Source organism: Kitasatospora sp. NPDC101155 (assembly GCF_044768305.1).
Lineage (GTDB): Bacteria > Actinomycetota > Actinomycetes > Streptomycetales > Streptomycetaceae > Kitasatospora.
In genome coordinates this window covers 102,608-120,727 of record NZ_JBIWPN010000010.1, presented here as the reverse complement: position 1 = coordinate 120,727, position 18,120 = coordinate 102,608, and the positions used below count along the sequence as shown (strand labels likewise).

Sequence of the window (18,120 nt, the reverse complement as noted above, 5' to 3'; positions counted from 1 at the left end):
CCGGACGGGATCGTCCGGCGCCCCTTCAGGGTTGTACGGGTCCTGGTGGACGCGACGGTTACTTCTTCTTCTTGCCGTACGGCATGCCCGCGAGGGCCGCGATGATGGCGAAAGCCGCGAGCGGGATCAGCACGTACAGGCCGATGGTCTGGCCGACGCTCAGGCCAGGACCCGGGTCGTCACCGTCGTCCCTGGTGAGGGCCATGGCGGGCGACGACAGCAGCATCATCAGCGTGACCGTTGCGCAGACCGCGCCGGCTCGCAAAGCGTTCCTCTTGTCCACGTTTCCAACTTACCCGCCGCTTATGGGGGGGCGCGCGTCGGGGTCGGCCTTCCGGCCCGCGGGGCCCGTCCCGGTCAGCGGCCGGGGTCGCGCGGGCTGGGCGGGGCGAGGAGGTAGGCCAGCAGGCGGGCGGTCGGGACGGCGGCCAGGTGGTCGAGGGTGACCGGGTCCCCGGCGCCGTCGGCGACCGGCAGGCGCCAGTTCGGGTACTGGTCCCAGGTACCGGGCAGGTTCTGCGGGCGCGGGTCGCCGACCAGGTCCGGCAGCCACACTCCGACCAGCTCCGCCGGGGTCGCCCGCAGGAAGCGGTACAGCACCGGCATCGACAGCGGCTCGCCCGGGGTGAGCAGCCCCAGCCCGGCCAGCTCGGCCCGCCAGTCCGCCAGCTCCGTCGCCGCCTCCTCCTGCTCCTCCCCCAGCGGCCGGGCCAGCAGGCCCAGCCGGTGCCGCAGCTCGACGTGCTCGCCGGAGAGCCGGGCCGCGGTGCTCGGCAGGTCGTGGGTGGTGAGGGTGGCCAGACAGCCCGGCCGCCAGCGGTCCGGGGCGAGGATGCCGCCGTTCGCCTGCCAGTCCCGCTCGAACCAGAGCACGGAGGTGCCGAGGATGCCGCGCGCCGCCAGCTCCTCCCGGACGCCCGGCTCGACCGTGCCCAGGTCCTCGCCGATCACCGCCGTCCCGGCCCGGTGCGCCTCCAGGGCCAGCACGCCGAGCATCGCCTCGGCGTCGTAGCGCACGTACGCGCCCTCGGTCGGCGGGTGCCCGGCCGGGATCCACCAGAGGCGGAACAGGCCCATCACGTGGTCGATGCGCAGCGCCCCCGCGTGCCGGGTGGTCGCCCGCAGCAGCTCCGCGTACGGGGCGTAGCCGGCCGCGGCCAGCGCGTCCGGGCGCCAGGGCGGCAGGCCCCAGTCCTGGCCGTGGGCGTTGAAGGCGTCCGGCGGGGCGCCGACCGAGATGCCGCCGGCCAGGACGTCCTGGAGGGCCCAGGCGTCGGCTCCGTCGGGGTGGACGCCGACGGCCAGGTCGTGGATCAGGCCGACCGGCATGCCCGCCTCGCGGGCACTGCGCTGGGCGTGGGCGAGCTGCTGGTCGACCTGCCAGGCGAGCCAGCGGTGGAATTCCACGCGTTCCTGGAGTTCCTTGGCGGCCTGCTCGACCTGTGGGCCGTCCGGGTGACGCAGGCCCTTCGGCCAGTGGTGCCAGTCGGGGCCGTGCGCCTCGGCCAGGGCGCTCCAGAGCGCGTGCCGGCGCAGCCACTCGCCCTCGCGCCGCTGGTACGCCTCGTACGCCGCCTGACGGCCGGGTCCGCGCGACACCTCGTGCAACAGCTCCAGGGCCTCCCGCTTGAGCGCCCAGACGGCGTCGCGGTCGATCAGACCGTCGTGGCCGAGCACCTCGTCGCGCAGCCGGGCGGCGCGGCGGGCCAGGTCGTCGGCCTGCTCCCGCTGTGCGGTGTTCAGGTAGGCGTACTCGGGGACGGCCTCGATCCGCAGGTGCACCGGGTCGGCGAAACGGCGGGAGGACGGACGGTACGGGGACGGGTCGGTGGGAGTGCCCGGGGCGCCCGGTAGCGCCTGGTGCAACGGGTTGATCTGCACGAAGCCAGCACCGAGCCCGGCACCCGCCCACTGGGCCAGCTCGGCGAGGTCGCCGAGGTCGCCCATGCCCCAGGAGCGGGAGGAGAGGACGGAGTACAGCTGGGCGAGGAACCCCCAGCTGCGACCGGGGAGTTGGGGCAGCTGCTCCGGGGCGACGATGAGCGGTGCCGCTGCTGTCGCGCCGTTGCTCTCCGCCTTGAGCGTGTGCCGCCCGAGCGGCAGGTCCGCGGGCAGCCAGTGTGAGTGACCGCGCGGCAGCTCCCAACTGCCCCCGCCCTCCAGCTCCACCCGCAGCCGGGCGTCGGCCGGCACGTCCAGCGCGGTGCGCCGCCCCTGCCGGACCACCACGCACGGCGACAGCAACCGACCCTGCTGCTCGGCCCGGTGACGCTCCAGCGCCTCCCGCACCTCCTCCGGCGTCCCGGCCGCCACCCCCAGTGCCGCCAGCACCGCCACCAGCGTCCGCGCCCCCACTGCCTGCCCACCCGGCCCCGGGTATCGCGCATCCACCCCGTACGCCTGCGCCAGTGCCACCAGTTCGGCCGGCGGTGGCGGCGCGTCCTGCGGCGGCACCTTCAGCCCGTCGGCTCCGTCACTGTCGTGGTAAGCGGCCACTCGCGGCTCCTGCGATGTCTCGGCAACGCCCGGTCAGGACTCCCAAGTCCTACCCGGGTGACGGCCCGACCACGCTGCGCGACACGAGCGTCGGCGCGCCATGCGGCTCAGCAGCTCGCCGACTGGCCACCCGAGACGAGGGATCATCCCATGGAGCAAACCCAATCCATATACCAATCACAAAAATCAGGCCCGGGCTCCAGCGTGGAATCAATGCCGAGATTATCGAACCAAACCTTGCCTGCGGAATCCCCCGTCACAACTAGACGCACGAAAGCACCGCATCCAATTTCAGCGACAATCATCGACCCGACAACAAGCCCATCCTCATCATAATCATAATCGCCGATAACTTCCGGCCCCACAGCCTCAGTGAAAGCAAAGGGAGTCGCCAAAAAGCGCGGCCACCACTCCTCATTGACAGGCCCATAGGATCGATTCAGCGACCACAGTCCACCAAATGGACCGGCCCCACCATCCCCAACACTCAGCAGGAAGTTCCTATATGATTTCGGGAGAACAACGGAATAATTCCTCTCAAATTCAGAAACCACCCATGCTGGAAGTGTGGGACCGAGCTCTAGGCCGAGCTTCCCTACACGAGAACGGATCTCACTGACATTCCACACCCTTGCGACCACCCAATCATTGATGTGCCACGAGGTCACCCTCATTTGAGCGTACAAGATCCCAGCCAACGAAGGGCGCCCCTTGCCGCAAGCAAAGGGCGCCCTTCATCACCTATCCGGCCGCTCTCCTGCGAGTAAGAAAGTTGAGCTGAAAATGACTACGCCTTGTTGATCTCCTTGTAGATCTTGAGAGCCTGGATGCCGACCTTGATGGCCTTGAAGATCTTGCCCCAGGGCAGCACATTGAGGGCCGTGTTGATGCAGCCCATCACGTCGCCCTTGGTGAAGCAGTCGCGGGCGTCGTTGAAGCCGATCAGGTCGCCGACGATGTCGACCACCTTGTGCACGAGCTCTTCGCGCTTGTGCTTGGCCTCGTTTACGACCTTGTCGGCGGCGTCCTTCCGGTGCTCTGCGGCCTGCTCCTCCGCCGTGGGCGGCGGCAGCGAAGCCAAGGTAGGGGGCGACCAGCTCGCCGGAGTGATGTAGGAGCAGCCGTGGCCGTTGTCCTTTTCGGCCGCGAGGCCCTGGCACTCGGCCGGGGTGTCGCATTTGGGGCTCAGGCCGTTGGCGTCCGACTTGTTGACCGGGCTGTTGTTGGCGTACGCGTAGGCGTTCCACTGCTGGGGATCACCGGCATCGGTGATGGGGTCGGGGCTGACGAAGCGGCCCGTCTTGGGGTCGTACTCGCGGGCGCCTAGGAGGGTGAAGCCGGTGGCGTTCTCCTTGGTGCCGCCGACGAAGCCCTTGTCGCCGGCCCAGACACCTGCAGCGGGCTGGGTGCCGCGCTCGTTGCCGAACGGGTCGGTGGGGCGGCGGACGTGGGCGAGGCTGTTCGCGTCGAACTGGACGCCGTTGGTGCCGTGCGGGTCCGCGCCCTGGTAGGCGAGCGTGGACGTGCCGCTGGTGGTGGTACGGGTGACGGAGAGACCGTTGGGCGTCGCGTAGCTGCGGACGTTGGTGACCACTCCGGTGCCGGTGTCCAGGGTCAGCTGGTCGGCGCCCATGTTGAGCGTGGTCTTGCCCGGGTCACGACGGATCAGCTGGTTGCCCGACACGTCGTACAGGTAGCTGGTCGCGCCGCTCTGGCCGGTACCGGTGATCTGGTCGAGCTTGCCCTGGGCGTTCCAGGTCAGCGTCCTGGTTCCGGGGGTGTCGGTGATCGAGGTGGTGTTGCCCGCGGCATCGTAGGTGTACGAGGTCACCACCGTGCCGGCCGGGCCGGTCTGGGTGGACTTCATCAGCGCGTGCGGACCGCCGGTGCCGCCGCCCGTCTTCGGGTCGGAGGACGGGGTGTTGGGGCCGGTACCGAAAGTCTGGGCGGTGGTGACGTCCTTGGTGGCGTCGCCGTTGACGTTCTTCTGGACCAACTTGGTGCGGTTACCGATGAGGTCGTACTCGTACTGCTGCCAGTACGGGGCCGGCCCTCCGACGCTCGACATGCCGCCGTTCACCGACGGGCCATCGACGTTGGTGCAGGCGCCGATGCCGGGGACGCTCGGCTGCGGCTTGGTGGCCTGGCTACCGGTGTCGGTCCAGGCCTGAGTGAGCCGCCCGAGGTAGTCGTGGGTGAAGCACTGCAGGTCGGCGACCTGGCCGTCCTGGGCGTTGCGGGCCGAGGTGATCTGGCCCATCGGGTTGTAGGTGTAGTCGGTCGAGTCGACGTGAGCCGTCTCGGCGGTCTGCTTGTCCAGGATCGAGCGTGTCACCCGACCGGTGGCGTCGTCGATCATCATCGTGGCGACCACCTGCACGCCCGCGCCGCCCACCGTGGTGCGGTACGGCCGGCCGTACGGGTCATACCGGACATCGGCCACATAGGTCGTGGACGGGTCGTAGCCGAAGACGCTGCTCAGGCCGACGAACTGTCCAGCCGTGTCAGTGGCGAAGCTGAGGGTCTCCCGACCCATGTTGGCGACCGCCGGCATCGTCGTGGTCGTCAGTCGGCCGGCCGCGTCGTAGGTGTTGTCGGTCTGGTAGACGCCGGCGAGCGAGCCCTCGACGGCCGGGATGGTCACCTTCGCGCCGGTCTCGCGGTACCCGATGTCGTAGCCCGTGATCTCCGACTTGTACGCAGCGCCGCTCGCCCCACCCACATAGCGGGTGGACGAGGTTGGCTTGCCCTTGGCAAGCGTGTCGAAGGTCCAGCCGGCGACCTGCTTGGCCGGGTCGACCGCCGTGCCCTCGTAGGCTGCGACGGTACGGCCGAGCAGGTCGGTGACGGCGGTTGCGCTCTTGCCGCGCGAATCCGTGACGATGACGAGGTTCTTGCTGTCGTCGTATGACGTCGTCCCGACACCCGAATCCGGGTCGGTGGTCTTCACCGGACGGCCGAGCAGGTCGTACCATCCACGCCTACCAGTTGGCCAAGGGCAGCACCCAGGGCACCTTCGACGCCTCGGCGTTCGCCGACCCCACCAAGGGCTGGCTGGCCAACGGCGTCGACGCCAAGCTCTACCCGAAGGTCGGCTCCAACGGCGACGTCACCGGCGACGGCATCCCGGACCTCTGGGCCGTCGACACCAACAACCAGCTGGTCGCCTGGGCCGGCGTCGGCACCAAGGCGCCCGACGTCAACAGCGGCCCGACGGTGACCGGTCTGGAGGCGACGCCGGTCGCCCTGGGCAACCTCAATCGCCCGATCGGCAACTGGCTGGCCGCGCCCACCGGCGGCAACACCGTTAGCGACGGCCAGAGGAAGGCCGACGGAACGGCCTCGGGCGTGAACTGGGTCGGCGACACCGTGGACGGCCGGGCCACCACTGTGGGCGCCTTCAGTCCCGGTGCCGGCTCCACCATCACGATGTCACGCCCGGTCGTCGACACCCGCAAGAGCTTCACGGTCTCCACCTGGGCCAAGACCGGCCCGAAGGGCGGCATCATCGCGAGCCAGGACACCGTGCACAGCAGCAACTTCATCCTGTACGCCGACGCCAAGTACGGCTTCTGGGCCTTCGGCCTGGCCGTCAGCGACGATGACACCTGGTCGTACGACTACACCGGCACGATGAACGCCGGCTCCAACTTCCGGCCGGGTGTGTGGACCCGGCTGACCGCCTCCTACAACGCGGACACTGGTGCGATGTCGCTGTACGTGGACGGCGTCCTCGCCGCTACCGGCTACCACCGGGCGAGCACCAGCCCGCCGTCCTCGGGGCCGTTCGTGCTCGGCCGGTACAAGTACCAGTCCAAGCCGACCGACAGCTTCGACGGGAGCATCAGCAGCACCGCCGTCTACCCGTTCACGGTGGCGCCCACCGCACCGGGCACCGCCAGCGTCATCCGGTCTCACGTCGACGGCAACAAGTGCGTGGACCTCAACGGCGCTGTGGCCGCCAACGGCACCGCGATCCAGCTGTGGGACTGCAACGGGAGCGGCGCTCAGCAGTTCTCGCTGGGCAACGACGGCACCGTCCGGGTCCTGAACGGGTGCCTGGCGCCGGTGAACTCCGGTACGGGCAACGGCACCCAGATGGAGTACCGCACCTGCGACGGCACCGCCGCGCAGAAGTGGATCCCGCTCGCGAACGACGCGCTGTACCACCCGGCCTCCGGCCGCTGCCTCGACCTGCCGGGCTGGCAGGCGACCAACGGCAACCGGCTGCAGCTGTGGGACTGTCACTACGGCGGATCCCAGCAGTGGGTCATCCCGAACCTGCGGACGGCCGCGCTGCCGGCACCCCCGCGTTCATGACCCCTCGGTTCCTGACCCTCGTTTCCTGAGCGCTGCACCTCGGGCCCGCTCCGCCACCCGGCGGGGCGGGCCCGAGGCGTTGTCAGAGGCAGTCCCAGCAGGGGTGCGAAATCGGGCAAACTCGACATAGCCGTCCCCGACGTTGACACCGGGTTGGGTAGCTGGTGGGGTTGCTCGCGTTGTGGTCCAGGCCTGTCGAGGAGGCTCCTGTGCAAGCCCGTGTGTCCGTTGTGGCCGGGCGGCGGCTGCGGCAGCAGTTGGAGCAGAGTCCGGCGCTGCGGGAGGTGCTGCAGCATCCGGCCGCGCTGAGTGCCCGGCGGGCCACCGCGCGGACGTGCCGCCAGCTGGCGCCGAGGACCGCGGACCGGCTGATCGCCGATCTGAAGGGGACGGAGCCGCTGTTGGCATCCGTGCGGGCGGAGCGTGCGGCGGGGCGGCCGGGGCGGCGGGCGATGCAGATCGCGGCCGGGGTCGCGGCCGCGGCGGTGGTCGGCGGGCTGCTGGCCGGGCCGATGCCGTCGGCGGCGTACGCGGCGACGCCCGGGCCGGACGTGGTGAGCAGCGCGCCGCAGACGCCGCTGGGCAGTGTGACGAACCCCCAGGTGTTCCCTCACCCGCAGGAGCAGACCGTGGCGGGCAAGGCCGTCACGGTGCCGGCCGCGGTCACGCTGGTGCCCTCGCCCAGGGTGGACCGGGGCGCGGTGGACGCCGTGCGCGAGGTGCTGACGATCGCCGGGGCCACCTCGGTGACCCCGCAGCCGGACGGCGGGACGCCGGCCGCCGGCTCGCTGGTGGTGTACGTCGGCGGGGCCGCCGAGGACGCCGGCGGCGAGGTGGACCGGACGCTGCGCCAGCTGGCCGTCGCGGCCGGCTCCAAGGACGGCGTCGCGCCCTCGACCGAGGGCATGACGGACGGCGGCTACGTGCTGGCGGCCGGTCAGCTGCCCGCCCAGGGTGGCGGGACCTACGGCGTGGTGGTGCTGGCGGGCGTGGACGCGGTCGGCACCTTCTACGCCGCGCAGAGCCTGCGCCAGCTGCTCTCCGCCGTACCGGCCGGGCAGGGCCAGGGGCCGGGCGCGGCCGGGCTCGGGCTGCCCGGGATCACGCTGCGGGACTGGCCGAGCGGCGCGGCGGTGCGCGGCACCGCGGAGGCGTTCTACGGCACCCCGTGGACCGCCCAGCAGCGGCTCGACCAGGTCGACTTCCTGGGCCGCTCCAAGCAGAACTTCTACCTCTACGCCCCCGGTGACGACCCGTTCCGGCTGTCCCGCTGGCGCGACGCCTACCCCGCCGCGCAGCAGTCGGAGCTGCGCGAGCTCGGCGACCGGGCCCGGCAGAACCACGTCACCCTCGGCTACGCGATCGACCCGGGGCAGTCGCTCTGCTTCAGCTCCGAGGAGGACGTCAACGCGCTGGTCTCGAAGCTGGACGGGCTGCGCAAGCTCGGCTTCACCGCCTTCCAGCTGCAGTTCCTGGACGTCAGCTACGACGAGTGGCACTGCGACGACGACCACGACGCCTACGGCAGCGGTCCGGCCGCGGCCGCCAAGGCGCAGGCCGCGCTGATCAAGAAGGTGCAGGACCGGCTGATCGCCAAGAACCCGGGCCTGGCGCCGCTGTCCGTCGTCCCCACCGAGTACCACAAGCAGGGCACCTCGCCGTACCGCAAGGCGCTGGCCGACGCGCTGCCGAGCGGTGTGCAGGTGGCCTGGAGCGGCGGCGGGGTGATCCCGGAGAAGATCACCGGCGCCCAGACCTCCGACACCGGCAGCCTGTACGGGCACCCGCTGGTCACCATGGACAACTACCCGGTCAACGACGCCAGCCCGGACCGGCTCTTCCTCGGTGCCTACACCGGGCGCGATCCGGAGGTGGCCACCCGCTCGGCGGTGCTGCTGACCGGCGCGATGCAGCAGCCGGTGGCCTCCCGGATAGCGCTCGCCACGGCCGGCGACTTCGCCTGGAACCCGACCGGCTACAAGCCCGACGACTCCTGGCAGGCCGCGGTGCGCTCGCTGGCCGGGCCGACCGGCGCCGCCGCCACGCCCGCCGGGTCGGCGCTGTCCGCGGTGACCGCGCTGGCCGGCAACAGCACCTCCTCGCCGCTGTCCAAGCAGGAGTCCGGCTACCTGACGCCGCTGCTGGACCGGTTCTGGGCCGCCGCCGAGCCCACCTCCGGCGCCACCCCGGACCTCGCCAAGCTGATCGAGGCCGCGGGCCCGCTGCGGGACGCCTTCGCGGCGATGGCCACCGCCCAGCAGACCCTGTCCGGCACCCAGGCCACCGCCCAGCTGGCCGCCGAGGCCGGGCCGTGGCTGGGCCCGCTGCACGACTACGGGCTGGCCGGGCAGGCCGCGCTGGACATGCTGCTGGCCCAGAAGGGCGGCGACGGCGCGGCGGCCTGGAAGGCCCGGGTGCAGCTCAACCGGCTGCGTGCCCAGCTCTCCCAGTCCCCGGCGACCATCGGCGCGGGGGTGCTCGGCCCGTTCCTGGACCGCGCGGTGCGCGCCGCCGACAACTGGTCCGGCGTGGTCAGCGGCGGGGTCACCCCGACCACCAGCATGGGCACCGCGCACGACCACCTGCCCGCGCTGATGGCCGACGGCCAGGCCGACACCTTCTACTGGAGCTCCGCTCCCCCGCAGCCCGGCGACTCGGTCGGCGTGGACCTGGGCGCCGGCCGGGCGATCACCGGTGTCACCGTGCTGATGGGCGGCTGGGGCGACGGCCCGGACGCCCAGACCGCCGTGGACGACTACATCCGCGACGGCGTACTGGAGTACAGCACCGGCGAGGGCGGCTGGAAGCAGCTCGCCGTGGTGAAGAACCAGAAGACGGTCAGCGCCCAGCTGCCGCCGGGCACGGTGGTACGGGCGGTACGGCTGCGGGCCACGGCCGCGCAGAAGACCGCCGTCGCGGTGCGCGAGTTCACCGTCACCGCCCCCGACGAGGCCCCGGCCAGCGTCTCCGGCGGGCCCGACGCGCTGCCCGGCTCCTCGGCCGCGGCCGTGCTGGACGGCAACCCGGACACCGCGTACCGGGCCGCCAATCCGCCCACCGCGCAGGACCAGCCGCTCACCGTCGAGCTCGGCAGCGCCCGTCCGCTGGACCGGCTGACCGTGCTCACCGACCCGAACGTGCACGCCACCGCCACCGTCGCGGTGCGCCGCTCCGACGGCACCTGGACGGACATCGGCACCGTGCAGCCCGGCTACAACGAGTTGCCGGCCGGCGGACAGCTGGCCGACGCCTTCCGGCTGACCTGGAAGCCCGGCGGCGACCCGCCGGTGGTCAACCAGGTGATCCCCTGGTACTCGGACGTCCCGGCGGCCCGGCTCAGCCTGGCCGACCCGGCGCTGGACGTGGTCACCGGCGCGGCCTCGCCCGCCAAGACCCAGGCCACCGTCGAGGCCGGCCGCCCCGAGGGCACCACCGGCGAACTGCGCACCGAGGTGCCGGCCGCCGCCAAGGGCCTGACCGCGACCCCGGCCGGCCCGGTGACCGTGCCGCGCGGCGGCCGGGTGGGCGTGCCGCTGCTGGTCACCGCCGCGCCGGGGACGCCGTCCGGGACGTACCAGGTGCCGGTGTCGTATGTGGCGGGCGGCACCACCGTGAAGCAGGTGCTGCAGGTGCACGTGGTGCCGCCGACCAGCGGGCCGGACCTGGCGGTCGGCTCGACGGCGACCTCCTCGGGCGACGAGACGCCGTCCTTCCCGGCCTCGGCGGTCGCCGACGGCGACCCCAAGACGCGCTGGTCCTCGCCGGCCAAGGACGACGCCTGGGTGCAGCTGGAGCTGCCGCACCCCGTCCACCTGGGCGCGGCGGTGCTGCACTGGCAGGCCGCGTACGCCTCCTCGTACAAGCTCCAGGTCTCGCCGGACGGCAGCACCTGGACGGACGCGGCGGTGGTGGACAACGGCAAGGGCGGGGACGAGACGGTGCGCTTCGACGCCTCGAACGTCCGGTTCGTCCGGATGCAGGGCGTGGCGCGGGCCACCAAGTTCGGCTACTCGCTGTACGGCATCGAGCTGTACGCCGTCACCGCGCCGGTCGTCCCGCCGCAGCCGCCGACCACTCCGCCGACCCAGCCGGCCCAGCCGAGCCAGCCCGGCCAGCCCGGCCAGCCGGGCCCGGGGCAGCCGGGGGTCGCGGCCACCACGCCTCCGGCGGCGCCGCCGAAGCAGTAGGAGGCCACCCGGGCAAGCCCGGCGAGCCGAAGGGGCGCGCCGGTGCCGAAAGGGAGAAGCGACAAGCGAGGTACGAGCGCCGGAGCGCCGACCGTCGGTGCCGGGTCCGAGCGCCCCGGAGGCGAGCCGGGCCCAAAAAAAAAGGGGGCGGCGAGCCGGGCCCCAAAATAAAGCGGCGGGCCGCCGGGCTCCCCAGTGTGGGGGGCGCGGCGGCCCATGAGGCGCGTACCGACGGTATGACGGGCGGGCCCTTGTGGTGCTTCGGTCAGGCGGAGAGCGGTTCGGGCTGCTCGCCGCGGCGGACGGGGGCGGGGTGGGCGCCGTGCGCCCGGCCGATCGGGACGGAGTGGTTCGGCTCGGTATGGTCGTGGTGCTCGTACTCGCCCCACTGCGCGGCGCGCAGCTGGTCCGAGCCGCCGTAGGGCTCCAGGTAGGGCCGCCAGCGCGGATCCTTGATCCCGGTGCCGATGATCCGCCAGGCGAGGCCGCTGGGCGGTGCGGGCGGGCGCTTCATCCGCCAGCCGAGTTCGGTGAGGTGGCGGTCGGCCTTGGTGTGGTTGCAGCGGCGGCAGGCTGCCACCACGTTGTCCCACCGGTGCTGGCCTCCCCGGCTGCGCGGGATGACGTGGTCGACGCTGGTGGCGGCGGCCCCGCAGTAGACGCAGCGGCCGTGGTCCCGGGCGAACAGCGCCCGGCGGGTGAGCGGGACGGGCCCGCAGAAGGGGACCCGGACGAAGCGGGTCAGTCGGACGACGGACGGCGCCGGAAGGGCGCTGGTGGCGCTGTGCAGAGTGACTCCCGAGTCCTCCAGGCTGACCGCCTTGTGGTTGAGGACCAGGATGAGTGCGCGGCGCATCGATACGACGCCGAGTGGCTCGTAGGACGCGTTGAGGACCAGGACATGCGGCACGGATGCCTCCTTGGACGCCTGCGGCGCGTGGCTCGCGCCGGGACGAGCGGTTGGATCGCACAACGAGTGCGCGATCTCCCCCAGTGTCGCCTTACGCCTTTGTACGGCGCCACCACTCCTGCGTAACGGACCCGACATGAACTCCGGGTGTGGCTTGTGTCATACCCGGTATGCCCTGGGAGAGGTCGGGTTGCACCATGGTGCCGCCGGGGTATGGCGCGGCGTCCCGCCCGGGGGACGGCTCGGCCGCTCGGAGCAGCGCCCTGGCCCGTACGGCGGCCTGCCTGGGCCGTTCGGGGTCGGTCCGGGTGGCGCGGGGGCGGTGCATGGGGGGAGCGCACCGGGGCGTTGACGGGGCGTCCGGGATCTTCTGTACGCCCTTCGGCGTGTCCGGGCGGGTGTTCGGCAACGGATAGGCTGAGGCGCACGGTCCGCGGGCCGCTTGCGGCGGCGCGGGCCCGTCACGCCCCCAGCAAGGAAGGTCCCGCACGTGTTCCGCTCCGGCGCCACCGGTCTGACCGACGCGTCCTCGACGCTCTCCACCCCGACGCCGGCTCCCTCCCCCACCGCGCCGGGGCTGCCGCAGCTGGACCTGCGCATCCCCACCAGTGCGCAGGAGGTCACCGACACCACCAAGCAGGCGGCCAGCTGGTTCGACACGCACTGGCAGAGCTGGCTGGCGGGCGGCCTCCAGATCATCCTCATCATCGTGCTCGCGATGGTCCTGCGGGTCGTGGTGAGCAAGCTGATCACCCAGCTGATAGCGCGGATGGCGCGTGGTCACGAGCACCACGAGGAGAGCCGGCTGGGCGGGCTGCTGGCCAACCACGGGGTGGTGAACCCGGAGCGGCGCCAGCAGCGCTCGGAGGCGATCGGCTCGGTGCTGCGCAGCGTGGCCTCGTTCAGCATCCTGGGCACGGCGGCGCTGATGGTGCTCTCCGCGCTCGGGGTGAACCTGGCGCCGCTGCTGGCGAGTGCTGGTGTGGCCGGTGTGGCGATCGGTTTCGGCGCCCGCAACCTGGTGACGGACTTCCTCTCCGGGGTCTTCATGATCATGGAGGACCAGTACGGCGTCGGCGACGACATCGACACCGGGGTGGCCACCGGCACCGTGCTGGAGGTCGGGCTGCGGGTGACCAAGCTGCGCGGGGCCAACGGTGAGATCTGGTACATCCGCAACGGCGAGGTGAAGCGGATCGCCAACATGAGCCAGGGCTGGGCGACCGCCTCGGTGGACGTGCAGGTCGGGTACAAGGAGGACCTGCAGCGGGTCGAGGACCTGATCCAGGAGACCGCCGAGTCGCTGTCCAAGGAGGCGCCGTACGACGAGCTGGTCTGGGCGCCGGTGTCGATCCTGGGCGTGGAGTCGGTGGCGGCGGACTCGGTGATGGTACGGATCGAGGCCCGGACGGCGCCGGGCAAGGCGCCGCTGGTGTCCCGGGCGCTGCGCCAGCGGCTGAAGTCGGCCTTCGACCTGGCCGGGATCAAGGTCAAGGAGGAGGCCACGGCGGTGGCCACCGGGGTGGCGATCGCGGAGCCCTCGCCGCCGTCGGCGCTGTCCGACCCGACCTCGCCGCGGTACCGGGCGGCCGAGCCGATCCCGCTGCCGAAGCCGCCGACGGACGACCCGACGCTGCAGAAGCCGTAACGTTCCGGCTCGGCGGGTCGATCACCTGCGTCCCCCTGGTTCCGGGCGGCCCGGCCGTTATCAGCCGGGGCCGCCCACGGTTGAGGGCACCGCGGGCGGGTGCGAGCTGGCCAGCGGGAAGCGGGACAGGGGTATCAGATCGGCTGAATGCACCTTCCCTACCGAGGGACCGGCGGGAGGTTCGTGAGCGGGCGCAGAGCCTGGTCATGCACACGGAAGCCGAAGCTGATGAGGGTGACGCTCTCTCCAGCGCTGAGCGGCGTCCGGCCGTGCGGCGTGAGCGCCCCGTCGAATACGACACAGTCACCCTCGCCGAGATCGCATTCGAGATAGCCGTTGGCGTTGATGAACACGGTGGTGCTGACCCTGGGCGCACTGGTGGGGCGCTCATGCTTGAGGCAGAGGATCAGGTTGGCCTCGCCGAGACGCAGGTCGGCCAGCAGCTCCACCCCGTGCGGGGAGAAGTGCTCACGCAGGAGTTCGAGTTCGCGCATGAGGTAGCGGACGGCCGGCAGGCCCTCGTCGTAGGCGCTCTGGATGCTCGCGCGCTCGGTGGGCGTCAGGTCGTCGCGGCGCAGTTCAAACTGGCGGAACCGCAGCAGCTGGTTGTACACGCAGGTCGCGTGGAAGGCCCTGTCGATCTCCCAGTACTGGTTGCGGTCCTCTCCTTGCCCGGCCCGCCACTTGATCTCGATCTTGGGACAAGTCTTGGCCGAGTACCCGTCGGCGAAGACCTGGCGCTGGAGGACGTGGAAGCTGATCGACTGGTGCACGCCTTCGTGCAGCAGGTTCTCCGCCAAGAAGAGGGGGGACGACTGCTCGCTGACCGTGTTCGGCGGAATGTGGCGGCACGCCTTGTCGGAGAACGTGATGACGTACGGGAGCGCCGGGTCGCTGGAGCTGGTCAGCGAGGACGTGTGGACGCCCGGCTTGAGGCCCACCCACAGCAGCCCCCGGACGAACTCGCGCACGCGGGCGAACCCCTCGGGGTGGACCAGCGACAGGCGGTCCAGGGCCTGGGTCAGCGCCGCGCGGCGCTCGTCAGTGTGCTGGACGATCTCGTAGTCCGTCAGGTTGATCTCGTCGGCGATCTCGCCGTGAAGCTCGGCGTCGAACCAGCCGAAGGTGGCCCCAGCCACGGTCACGGGTTCACTGCTAAGAGAACGGGCGTGCTCCGCGTAGGGGGTGCCCGACTTCACCAGGCGCTCCATCAGGGCGAACGGCAGAGCGCGCTCCGCGCCTTCCTCGCGCAGACGGATCAGTTCCGGGTCCTTCCGATCGAGGTCGAAGAAGGAGCCGGCGGGGACGCGGGTGGCGATGACGTTCTTCAATGCGGACTCTCCTTGGTTGGGGTGTGTTCGACGCCGAGCGGCGGGTCGGCTCGGATGATCACCCGCGCCGACCCGCCCATGCCGCCAACTAACCGGCATCAGTTCGGAACTGCGGTCAGACCTCGGTACCCGCCGGGGCGAAGTCGCCGTCCGGGACCGAGTGGTCCAGGCGGCGGGTCAGGTTGGTGACCTCCGGGTCCGGCTCGATGGTGACGGTGCTCATGTACCTCTCCAATCGGGTTGGCCTCTGCTCGCCCGCACCCGGGCGAGCAGTCTTACGGGGTGGTGCGGTCCGGCCCGGCAGAAGACCCTCTCCGAGAGGCCAGGGCTTGTGGGCGCCCGAAGGCGCGGGTGCCGGCCAGTAGCGGCCGGAGGCGATCAGCGCTATTGCCAGCGCTACCAGGACGAGCAGCCAGAGCGTGTAAGCGACGGCGACCGGCCGGGGGTGGGGACTCCGCGAGCCACTTGTTCGGCAGCCTCCCGGTAGGCGTCCTGGCCGTCGTCCACGAGCCGTCGAAGACCGTCAGCCTGCACCAGCCTCACTCGGCCCCTCTGCGGGCAACGCAGTTGTGACAGGGGCAAGTGGATTGCACGGCGGCATTCTGGAGCAAAGTGCCCACGGACGGGGCGTGGCCGGAATAGTTGGCCTCACGATAGTCGTCCAGCGGCTTCCACCCGGGCGGCAGCTCGGGCCGCTTGGGGTTCATGGACTCGGCCGGGTCCCCGTAGACGCGCTTCGCCGTGCGCCGCTTGGGGGTCGTCTTCGGGGACTTCTCGGGCTGGTCGGACGGTATTGGCATGACGCCGCTCCCTCCGTCTCAGGGCGTCTGGTGACGTTTAGAGACGGTAGGGAGCAGCAGGATGCGCAGTCGACGAACTTGCTTGAGCTTGCTCGCATTCACCCGAGCGCGTTGATGGCTCCAGTGATGAGCGATCTCGCCTCAGCACCGTAGACAGCGATGCTGGCCAGCTCGGAGAATGCCTGGCCGTACTCGGAAATCTCGGCCGGCTGGGTGATGGTGAGGTGGGCGGAGACGAGCTCGACGTTCACCTGCGCATCGTCGTAGATGGTGAAGGACTCAACCGGCCAGCCGGCGCCTCTGGTCGAACCGAGGGGAATCACCCCAAGACTCACCGATGGGAGGGAGCCGACGGTGATGAGATGGCCGAGCTGACCGACCAGGATGTCCGGAGTGCCGATGACGGTCCGCAGCACCCACTCCTCGATCAGGATGGCGAACCGGTGATCTCCCGTATGCAGCACCTTCTGCCGCTCCATTCGCACCGCGAGAGCGTCGTCAACATCGTCCGGAGTGCTGCGCAACGAAACGATCGTGCGCAGCACTTCGCGCGTGTAGGCCGCTGTCTGGAGCAGGCCGGGGATGACCCACGACTGGTACATCCGGAATCGCCGCGTGCGCTCGAACAGGGGACGCACGGACTCCTGAGCCCGTTTGAGGCCGGCGCGCTCAAGGCGCCGCCACTCAACGTACATTCCCTCGATGTTCCGGGCCGTCGCGATGAGGTCTGCTGCCTGATCCGGGACCCCGCAGATGGCCGTCCAGACATGTAGGTCGGCCTCCGATGGCATCACCCGGCCGCTCTGGATCTTGGAGCACTTCGATTCATGCCACCCAGCAGCTTCGGCCAGCGCCCGCGCGCTGAGTCCGGAGTCTCGCCGGATGTCGCGCAGACGCTGGCCGAGGGCCTGCTTGGCTTGCTGAACGCTGGACGACGCGGACACGGTCAGCGCAGCCGGAAGTCCTCGTGCGGGACTGCCCGTTCCCAGACGGCCTCGAAGGCGGAGGTGCAGAGCTTCACGGTCTGCGGATCGGTGGTGACCTCGTCGTCCACGAAGTCGCCGTCACCGCTGAAGTGGTGGACCAGGAGAAGCTGTCCGTCGATCAGCCAGAAGTCGTTGCCCGGGAGCGCCAGGCCGGTCGCCTGCCGACGGGGAAGCCACCTGACCTGCTCACCGGAGGCGATGTTCCGGAACGTGATCTCGTGCTCGAACCGGATGTACTCGCTCACCGGTTCCGAGACGACCCGCGCGCGCCGCACCTCAACGCCGCGGCTCGTGGTCTCCTCGATGAGCTGCAACCAGGGGCTCCACCACGACGGGCGGTCGGCAGGGTCGTCGCGCTGTCCGCTGAGCCAACGGAGGAACAGCGGGTCGTCCCGCATGTATCCATCGCGCATCTCCAGGTGGAGAGCTGAGCGGGTGCAGGTCCGCAGCAGATCCTCAAGCGATGGGACTGCTGCCACCGTTCACCTCCGGGAAGAACTGCATCATGCGCTTGGGGAATTCGATCACGGTCTCGTGCCCGGGGATGTCCATCTGCGAGAGACGTTCCAGGTCGAGCACCTTCCAGCCTTGGAGGATGTAGTTGCCCGTCACGTCGTCGAAGTAGACCGTCGGGGACTTGCCTTCGGGGCTGCCCGCTACGTCCGCAACAACCGGCTCGCCGACGCGTTGCAGACGCAGGCGTTCTCCGCCCTGAGGGCTTCGCCCGGCGCCCGCGCCTACTACGACAAGCAGCGCGCCCGTGAGGCCGGCTACAACCCGGCCCTCAGGCAGGTCGGCAACCACCTGGTCGGCATACTCCACGGCTGCCTCAAGACCCGCACCCTCTACGACGAGGCGACCGCCTGGTCACACCACGCCCAACCCATTGCCGCTTGACACCCAACGACATGGGGTGTCTGACCTCCGGCCTGCTGGCGCGCCCGTCAGCGGAAGTGCCGGCGCGAGCGGGCCGCGAAGGGCTCGGGCCTCGGGGGCGGGTCCGCCCGGATTCCCCCGGGTTCGGGCGGCCCGGCCGCCCGCCCATCGCGGCGGTTGCGGGTCGGGCCAGGTGGGAGCGCTTCCGTCGCACTGGCACCCGTGGCGTTCCAACGGGGTGGGCGGGCGGGGCACCTGATGTTTGGGCTGGCCCGCGTCCGATGACGCGGGCCAGGCCTTTGCCATCCCATCCGCTCCCTGCTCACCCTGCAGCGCGTTCCGTCCCGCCGCGATCACGATCGCGGCGGGACGGCGAAAGGAGCTGTGATTGACCCACAACCCTCCCGTCTTCTGCGCAGGAAGTCGGTCTGGCCGACTTCCTGCGCAGGGGCCCGGAAATGCCGTCGCCGCGGGGGGCCTGCCGCACGGGCGAGGGGCGGCAAAGGGTGGGGTTATGGGCAGGCGGGGGGGGGGCCGGGTTGTGGAAACACCCGGGGTTGGGGGGC

Annotated in this window: 13 protein-coding genes; 4 read left to right on the top strand and 9 right to left on the bottom strand. The window is 71.1% G+C overall.

Translation table 11 applies throughout. The features are described from left to right. Positions 1 to 58 precede the first annotated feature (58 nt). From ACIRYZ_RS17460 to ACIRYZ_RS17445, 4 genes are all read right to left on the bottom strand, one after another. A complete protein-coding gene (locus ACIRYZ_RS17460) occupies positions 59 to 283 on the bottom strand; it encodes a hypothetical protein (protein ID WP_393026050.1) in 225 nt (74 codons plus the stop codon). 74 nt (positions 284 to 357) lie between these two features. Then, the gene (malQ, locus tag ACIRYZ_RS17455) at positions 358 to 2,496 is read right to left on the bottom strand and encodes a 4-alpha-glucanotransferase (protein ID WP_402944882.1); all 2,139 of its coding nucleotides are present in this window, start codon (positions 2,494 to 2,496) and stop codon (positions 358 to 360) included. Positions 2,497 to 2,639: 143 nt separating this feature from the next. Next, positions 2,640 to 3,164: an SMI1/KNR4 family protein gene (locus ACIRYZ_RS17450; protein ID WP_402944880.1), complete on the bottom strand. Its 525-nt coding sequence runs from the start codon at positions 3,162 to 3,164 to the stop codon at positions 2,640 to 2,642. A 119-nt stretch (positions 3,165 to 3,283) separates the two neighbouring features. Next, positions 3,284 to 5,446, bottom strand: a complete 2,163-nt coding sequence (locus tag ACIRYZ_RS17445) for an RHS repeat-associated core domain-containing protein (protein ID WP_402944879.1) — start codon at positions 5,444 to 5,446, stop codon at positions 3,284 to 3,286. Between the two features lie 38 nt (positions 5,447 to 5,484). Here ACIRYZ_RS17445 and ACIRYZ_RS17440 point away from each other — a divergent pair, with 38 nt between their 5' ends. Together ACIRYZ_RS17440 and ACIRYZ_RS17435 are read left to right on the top strand one after the other, a co-directional pair. Next, positions 5,485 to 6,816: a ricin-type beta-trefoil lectin domain protein gene (locus tag ACIRYZ_RS17440; protein ID WP_402944876.1), complete on the top strand. Its 1,332-nt coding sequence runs from the start codon at positions 5,485 to 5,487 to the stop codon at positions 6,814 to 6,816. Positions 6,817 to 7,025: 209 nt separating this feature from the next. Continuing rightward, positions 7,026 to 11,003 carry a beta-N-acetylglucosaminidase domain-containing protein gene (locus tag ACIRYZ_RS17435; protein WP_402944874.1) on the top strand — a complete coding sequence of 1,326 codons (3,978 nt, stop codon included), beginning with the start codon at positions 7,026 to 7,028 and terminating at the stop codon, positions 11,001 to 11,003. Between the two features lie 265 nt (positions 11,004 to 11,268). On the opposite strand, the gene ACIRYZ_RS17430 is transcribed toward ACIRYZ_RS17435, so the two are convergent. Continuing rightward, the gene (locus ACIRYZ_RS17430) at positions 11,269 to 11,913 is read right to left on the bottom strand and encodes an HNH endonuclease (RefSeq protein ID WP_402944871.1); all 645 of its coding nucleotides are present in this window, start codon (positions 11,911 to 11,913) and stop codon (positions 11,269 to 11,271) included. Between the two features lie 490 nt (positions 11,914 to 12,403). Here ACIRYZ_RS17430 and ACIRYZ_RS17425 point away from each other — a divergent pair, with 490 nt between their 5' ends. Further along, a complete protein-coding gene (locus ACIRYZ_RS17425) occupies positions 12,404 to 13,561 on the top strand; it encodes a mechanosensitive ion channel family protein (RefSeq protein WP_402944869.1) in 1,158 nt (385 codons plus the stop codon). 158 nt (positions 13,562 to 13,719) lie between these two features. Here the strand turns inward: ACIRYZ_RS17425 and ACIRYZ_RS17420 are convergent, their stop codons facing one another. From ACIRYZ_RS17420 to ACIRYZ_RS17405, 4 genes are all read right to left on the bottom strand, one after another. After that, positions 13,720 to 14,892: a hypothetical protein gene (locus ACIRYZ_RS17420; RefSeq protein ID WP_402944866.1), complete on the bottom strand. Its 1,173-nt coding sequence runs from the start codon at positions 14,890 to 14,892 to the stop codon at positions 13,720 to 13,722. Between the two features lie 898 nt (positions 14,893 to 15,790). Further along, the gene (locus ACIRYZ_RS17415; RefSeq protein WP_402945238.1) at positions 15,791 to 16,642 is read right to left on the bottom strand and encodes a helix-turn-helix domain-containing protein; all 852 of its coding nucleotides are present in this window, start codon (positions 16,640 to 16,642) and stop codon (positions 15,791 to 15,793) included. Further along, complete coding sequence (locus ACIRYZ_RS17410) at positions 16,639 to 17,091, bottom strand: DUF6879 family protein (protein ID WP_402944863.1); 453 nt, start codon at positions 17,089 to 17,091, stop codon at positions 16,639 to 16,641. The genes ACIRYZ_RS17415 and ACIRYZ_RS17410 overlap by 4 nt, the downstream gene beginning before the upstream one ends. A gap of 43 nt (positions 17,092 to 17,134) precedes the next feature. Continuing rightward, positions 17,135 to 17,371 carry a hypothetical protein gene (locus ACIRYZ_RS17405; RefSeq protein ID WP_402945235.1) on the bottom strand — a complete coding sequence of 79 codons (237 nt, stop codon included), beginning with the start codon at positions 17,369 to 17,371 and terminating at the stop codon, positions 17,135 to 17,137. Between ACIRYZ_RS17405 and ACIRYZ_RS17400 the strand changes: the two genes are divergently transcribed. Further along, positions 17,267 to 17,575, top strand: a complete 309-nt coding sequence (locus ACIRYZ_RS17400) for a hypothetical protein (protein WP_402945263.1) — start codon at positions 17,267 to 17,269, stop codon at positions 17,573 to 17,575. The genes ACIRYZ_RS17405 and ACIRYZ_RS17400 overlap by 105 nt on opposite strands. Positions 17,576 to 18,120: the final 545 nt, after the last annotated feature.

Excerpts from the sequence above, each read along its gene's own strand:
- ACIRYZ_RS17410 (WP_402944863.1), bottom strand. The coding sequence starts at position 17,091 with ATGCGCGATGGATACATGCGGGACGACCCGCTGTTCCTCCGTTGGCTC.